The organism is Candidatus Obscuribacterales bacterium (assembly GCA_036703605.1).
In the GTDB taxonomy this organism is placed as follows: Bacteria; Cyanobacteriota; Cyanobacteriia; order RECH01; family RECH01; genus RECH01.
This window is the reverse complement of sequence record DATNRH010000450.1, coordinates 1-5,927: the sequence shown is the minus strand read 5'-3', so window position 1 is coordinate 5,927 and position 5,927 is coordinate 1. Positions and strand designations below refer to the sequence as shown.

4 protein-coding genes are annotated in these 5,927 nt (G+C 50.8%); 3 read left to right on the top strand and 1 reads right to left on the bottom strand.

Annotated features, from left to right (window positions below; translation table 11 throughout):
* Positions 1–140 precede the first annotated feature (140 nt).
* The gene (locus tag V6D20_09540; GenBank protein ID HEY9816022.1) at positions 141–971 is read left to right on the top strand and encodes a TlyA family RNA methyltransferase; all 831 of its coding nucleotides are present in this window, start codon (positions 141–143) and stop codon (positions 969–971) included.
* A 19-nt stretch (positions 972–990) separates the two neighbouring features.
* Here the strand turns inward: V6D20_09540 and V6D20_09535 are convergent, their stop codons facing one another.
* A complete protein-coding gene (locus tag V6D20_09535; GenBank protein HEY9816021.1) occupies positions 991–1,143 on the bottom strand; it encodes a hypothetical protein in 153 nt (50 codons plus the stop codon).
* 484 nt (positions 1,144–1,627) lie between these two features.
* On the opposite strand from V6D20_09535, the gene glgB reads away from it, so the two are divergent.
* Together glgB and V6D20_09525 are read left to right on the top strand one after the other, a co-directional pair.
* The gene (gene glgB, locus V6D20_09530) at positions 1,628–3,988 is read left to right on the top strand and encodes a 1,4-alpha-glucan branching enzyme (protein HEY9816020.1); all 2,361 of its coding nucleotides are present in this window, start codon (positions 1,628–1,630) and stop codon (positions 3,986–3,988) included.
* A gap of 116 nt (positions 3,989–4,104) precedes the next feature.
* Entirely contained in the window at positions 4,105–4,941 is an 837-nt protein-coding gene (locus V6D20_09525) for an FkbM family methyltransferase (protein HEY9816019.1), read from the top strand.
* Positions 4,942–5,927 lie beyond the last annotated feature (986 nt).

Here is a 5,927-nt window from a genome sequence, read left to right as displayed (position 1 = left end):
TCCTAAAGGTATCGCTGACGACCCACGTGCATCCTCGAACACATACGCCTATGAACATCCTCAGCCCGCCGCCTCAGGATTCCGGTAGGTGGGGGAAAAAATCGTAGAATAGGGAGCGTTCTTCTGTTGGCGATCGCCCCTTGAGCAAACAACGCCTCGACAAATTGCTAGTAGACCGCAACCTATGCGACTCCCGTCAGCAGGCCCAGCGGCTGATTCGAGCTGGAGAGGTGCGGGTGAATCAACAGTTGGTAGACAAGCCTGGCACGGATATTGACGAGGCTGCGGAGATTACCGTCAAAGCGCGATCGCCCTATGTGTCTCGGGGTGGTGAAAAATTGGCCAAGGCCCTGGCAGACTTTGACATCGTCATCCCAAATCGCCTGGCCCTGGATGGCGGCATTTCCACCGGCGGCTTTACGGACTGTCTGCTCCAAAACGGTGCGGCCAAGGTCTACGGCATCGACGTGGGCTATGGGCAAGTGGCCTGGACGGTGCGCCAGGATCCCCGAGTGGTGTTGCGAGAACGCACCAATATTCGCCATCTGACGCCCATGGATCTCTATGGCGTTGCTGAGCCAACGGAGGCGATCGCCTTTCCGGATCTAGGAGTGGTGGATGTGTCGTTTATTTCCCTCACCAAAATTCTGCCGGCCCTCTGGGCGCTTTTGCAGCCTCCCCGAGAGGTGATCCTGCTGGTGAAACCTCAGTTTGAAGTGGGGCGTGAGCGGGTGGGTAAAAAGGGCGTGGTGCGGGAGGCGACGGTGCAGGCCGATGCGATCGCCCAGGTTTGCACAGCAGCCGAGGCCTTGGGCTGGCGCTATCAGGGGCTCACCTGGTCGCCAATTACGGGCCCCGCTGGGAATATCGAATATTTGCTATGGCTGAGCGATGGCGGTGATCAGCCCATGCCCACCCTAGAGCAGCTCAAGACCGTGACCCAAACGGCCCAAGCAAGTTTGGTAACGTGAAGGCATAGAGCGATCGCCCTTAACGCAGCAGCGATCGGAAGAAGGAGACCGGAACCTGGCTAGTACTATAGGGTTCTGGTTCAGATTGCGACGCAAACAGGATCGCGAGAGTCAAAGTCACAATCACGGCATGAAGCAATGCCACAAGTCGGGCTTGAGAAGACGTAGCCATACCACCACACTCCAAGAAACAAAAGGGTCGAGGAGGACGAATGCATTATTTGGGAATCGTTTACAGCTACACTGTGCGTCAGGAACATTCCTGTCTAAGAGCGCAAGCCTGACCACCTCTACCGATATCCCTATCTATGACATGCCAAACGACGCCCTAGTGTGACCCAAATGTTCCAAGACCACGATCTTGATCACAATCCAGCCGCTCCACCAGACTAGAGAGGGATGCACGGCTTGCTAAAACACCTGCTATTCTCAAAATATTGGAACGAAAAGGTGAGACTTCCCGCTGTTCTGTTACAGTTTATAACAATAGATTTACAGAATTTAATGGCATGACTTGTGCAATGTCATTCTCTTGCTTGACTCAAAGCAGCCTATAGTATCACAGCAAGCCTAATTGCGATTTGCCCATCAGCAGGCGATCGCTTCTTTTCTTTAGTCCAGCTCATCGAGTGATTTACCCTAGGAAGGTACTTTATATGACGCAGACCGTTGCTTCCGATCAAATCGATCGCATTGTCTGGAATCAGCATCACGATCCTTTTGATGTGTTGGGGCCTCACCCCATTGACCTCAACGGCAAATCGGTCTGGGTCATTCGCGCCTATTTACCAGAAGCCAGTGCAGCCTGGGTGATTTGCCCCAACGCTGGTAAGGACTATCCTGTGCCCACTGAGCATGCCATGCAGTCGGTACACCATCCCCACTTTTTCGAATGCGTCATCGATCGCCCTGAACTGAGCAACTACCAACTGCGCATCAAGGAAGGGGAGCACGAGCGGGTGGTATATGACCCCTACGCGTTCCGCTCTCCGGGGCTCACCGATCTAGACATTCACCTGTTCTCGGAAGGCAATCACCACCGCATCTACGAGAAGCTTGGAGCCCACACCGTTGAAATGGACGGGATCAAGGGCGTTTACTTTGCCGTCTGGGCACCCAATGCCCGCAATGTATCCCTGCTGGGTGATTTCAACCTATGGGATGGACGCAAACATCAAATGCGTCGCACTGGCAACGGGGTTTGGGATTTGTTCATTCCTCAAGTCGGCGTGGGCGATCGCTACAAATTCGAGATCAAAAACCACGACGGCCACATCTACGAGAAATCGGATCCCTACGGCTTCCAGCAAGAGGTACGACCCAAAACCGCCTCCATTGTGGCTGACCTAGATTCCTACGCCTGGAATGATGCGGATTGGATGGAGCAACGCCGCCATTCCGAACCTCTTACTCAGCCCGTATCGATCTACGAAGTTCATATAGGCTCCTGGCTCCATGCCGCCTCTGACGAACCAGCTCTAGGCCCCGACGGCAAGCCTGAGCCCGCCATCCAAGTGTCTGACCTCAAGCCCGGCGCGCGATTCCTCACCTATCGCGAGTTAGCCGCCAAGCTAATCCCCTATGTCAAAGACCTGGGGTTCACCCACATTGAACTGCTCCCAGTAGCCGAGCATCCCTTTGACGGATCCTGGGGCTATCAGGTGACAGGCTACTACGCCTGCACCAGCCGCTACGGCACCCCTCAAGACTTCATGTATTTCGTGGATCAATGCCACGCCCATGGCATCGGTGTGATTGTGGACTGGGTACCGGGGCACTTTCCCAAAGATGGTCACGGTCTGGCCTTTTTCGACGGCACCCACCTGTATGAACATGCCGATCCTCGCAAAGGTGAACATAAGGGATGGGGCACCCTCGTTTTCAACTACGCCCGCAATGAAGTGCGCAACTTCCTCGTAGCCAATGCCCTCTTCTGGTTCGACAAGTACCACATTGATGGCATCCGGGTAGACGCCGTCGCCTCCATGCTCTACCTCGACTACTGCCGCGAACCCGGAGAATGGGTCACCAACCAGTATGGCGGTCGGGAAAATATCGAAGCAGCAGAATTCATCCGCCAGATGAACCACGTCATCTTCAGCTACTTCCCCGGCATTCTCTCCATTGCCGAAGAGTCTACCTCTTGGCCCATGGTCTCTTGGCCCACCTACGTTGGCGGCTTGGGTTTCAACCTCAAGTGGAACATGGGCTGGATGCATGACATGCTCGACTACTTCCACATGGATCACTGGTTCCGCCAGTTCCATCAGAACAACGTCACCTTCAGCATCATGTATGCCTTCAGCGAAAACTTCATGCTGGCGCTGTCCCACGATGAGGTGGTGCATGGCAAGAGCAACATGATTGGCAAGATGCACGGCGATGAATGGCAAAAGTTTGCTAGCCTGCGCTGCCTCTACACCTACATGTTTGCCCATCCTGGCAAGAAAACCCTGTTCATGAGCATGGAGTTTGGGCAGTGGAGTGAGTGGAACGTTTGGGGAGACCTAGAATGGCGGCTCCTGCAGTATGAACCACACCAAAACCTCAAGCATTGCCTCACCAAGCTAAATGAGCTGTATCGCAGTGAGCCAGCTCTCTATACCCAAGACTTTGACCAACAAGGTTTTGAATGGATCGACTGTAACGACAATCGCCATAGCGTGGTTTCGTTTATTCGCTGGGCTAAGGACTCCGATGAATTTATCGTCGTGGTCTGCAACTTCACGCCCCAGCCCCATTCCCACTATCGCATCGGTGTACCTAAGTCCGGTTTCTATACCGAGCTGTTTAACAGCGATGCCCGCGACTACGGCGGCAGCAACATGGGCAACTTAGGCGGCAAATGGTCGGAAGAATGGGCGTTCCACAATCGTCCTTTCTCCATCGACCTTTGCCTACCGCCCCTATCCACTCTGATTCTGAAACTGGATGGGAAAAAGACCGAGGATGCGATCGCTGCTGCGAAACAGCTACGCTCTGAAAGCATCACCGCAGAAGCCTCAGAAACGCCCTAGCCTAGGTCTTAGCGTAGGCTAAACAAAAAAAACTAAAGCTCATAGACAGAACTGCCCTTCATCCGCTAGGTTGGGGGCAGTTTTTTTGATCATCCCTCTACGGTAACGATGGTTCCATGAGTTCATCTCCGTCCAAGCCAGGCATCGGCAAAACCATTCAGCTAAGTATTCAACAGGGTGAGGAATCGACCGTCCTCAAGCTGTTTCTCAATCCCCAGGAGTTTACCCAAGCGTTGATGCTGGATGCCTTTTCCCAAGGGCTGATGTATGAACCTGAGGTGGTTCGATGGTTTCCTCAGTTTTTGCAACCCGGCGATCGCATGATTGATATTGGTGCACATATTGGCTACTACACCCTAATTGCCGCCATGCTGGTGGGAGAAACGGGTATGGTTGTGTCCTGCGAGTTGGAAACATCCAACTACAAGCGAATTCGCCATAATGTAGCGATTAATCATTTTCAGCAAGTGCAGGTGATCCATGGAGCGATCGGTGATGTTCAACAGGAAACGCAGTTTTTCTTCAACCTAGACAATGATGGTGGTCATGCTCTGTGGAATGTGGGAGATCATCCTTTTAATACCAAGAGCCAAGATCATCCCTTTGTCCAAACCATATCTATGACCACCCTAGATGCCCTAGTTCAGCAGTATGATCTAGACGCGATTAAGCTGATCAAAATTGATACTGAGGGTGCCGAACACCTTATCTTGCAAGGTGGTCAGCATACGCTAGAAACCCTGCGTCCACCTTTTGTGATCGTGGAAATCAATGCGTTTGGGCTGCAAAAACTTGGATCAAGCCAAATGCAGCTTAGACAGTTTATGGCATCCTTAGGGTATGACAGCTACCTCCTCGATGGGCGGAGCGAGCAGTTGATCAAACTAGCCGCCCATCAAGCCTACGACCATGGATTGTTCAATCTTCTGTTTACCCATCAAAGTCAGTTCTGAGGCGATCGCCCCCTTAACCATCCATCTAAAATACCAGGCTCATCAACCTAGTGCTTAAAATAAGAAATATTCGTCTCGACATGAGAATCAGTAGATACACGATCTTATTTATGTTGCGATATTTAGTAAGGGCGATCGCTTCTCAGCCCAGCCCCTAATCAGACAATTTAGATGCCCTACAACGGAGTGAGCGTTAAGGACTGGTGGCTGAATCTGCGGCTACAAAGCAACAACCTTCATCAACTCGCGTAAGCGCGGGCTTTGCCTGCATAGTCTCAACTGGCATCTGGCAGTTGAGACTATGCAGGCAAGCAGGCTATGTCCTCATATCAGCGCCTAGGGTTATGCATAGAATGTATTCTCTTAATCTCATAGAGATTGATGGGATAACTTATGCATAGATTTTTCCCTCTTGTTTCCATAGTGCTCTAGCAGAATATTTATAGATCGTTCTCTCTACAGGTCATTGCCTCTAAGATCCAAGACTTTAAAGAAAGTATTTAAAACAAACTGCTCTTGAATGTGGCTTGTGAATATGATCTTTATGATTACAATATAATGTTTCCTGCTGCTAGAAATCAGTATTGTTTTATGTAAAAACAGTTACAGCACAAACTTCAGGGCTATTCCAGTTTTCGAAGCTGACTGTTTTGAGGCTTTTTTCCTTAAAGGGATGATAAAGTTCTACGTGTATTCATTGAACTCTATTGCTCAATGAGTTACAAAGTAAGTATATTTCCTAGCAAGGGTAAGCACTCTTCAAGACCACTCTACTAATTCAATAGGCTTACCTTTTGTCCACATATTGAATTAGGGACTTGGGTGTATTAGGGCGTGTTTGAAGCCTTGGTTGAACTCTCATGCTTCCATACAAGAAGTCAAGTTTTCCAGAGGTTTCAAGCTATAGCCTAGAGATCTATAAAACAGAGGTGTAGTCAATTCAAGCCCCTCATAGCAGGTTTGGCGTTGCTGAATAGCAGTATAAT

Bases quoted from the DNA above. Each gene is read 5' to 3' on its own strand.
- glgB (HEY9816020.1), top strand. From the start codon at position 1,628: ATGACGCAGACCGTTGCTTCCGATCAAATCGATCGCATTGTCTGGAAT.
- V6D20_09525 (HEY9816019.1), top strand. From the start codon at position 4,105: ATGAGTTCATCTCCGTCCAAGCCAGGCATCGGCAAAACCATTCAGCTA.
- V6D20_09535 (HEY9816021.1), bottom strand. From the start codon at position 1,143: ATGGCTACGTCTTCTCAAGCCCGACTTGTGGCATTGCTTCATGCCGTG.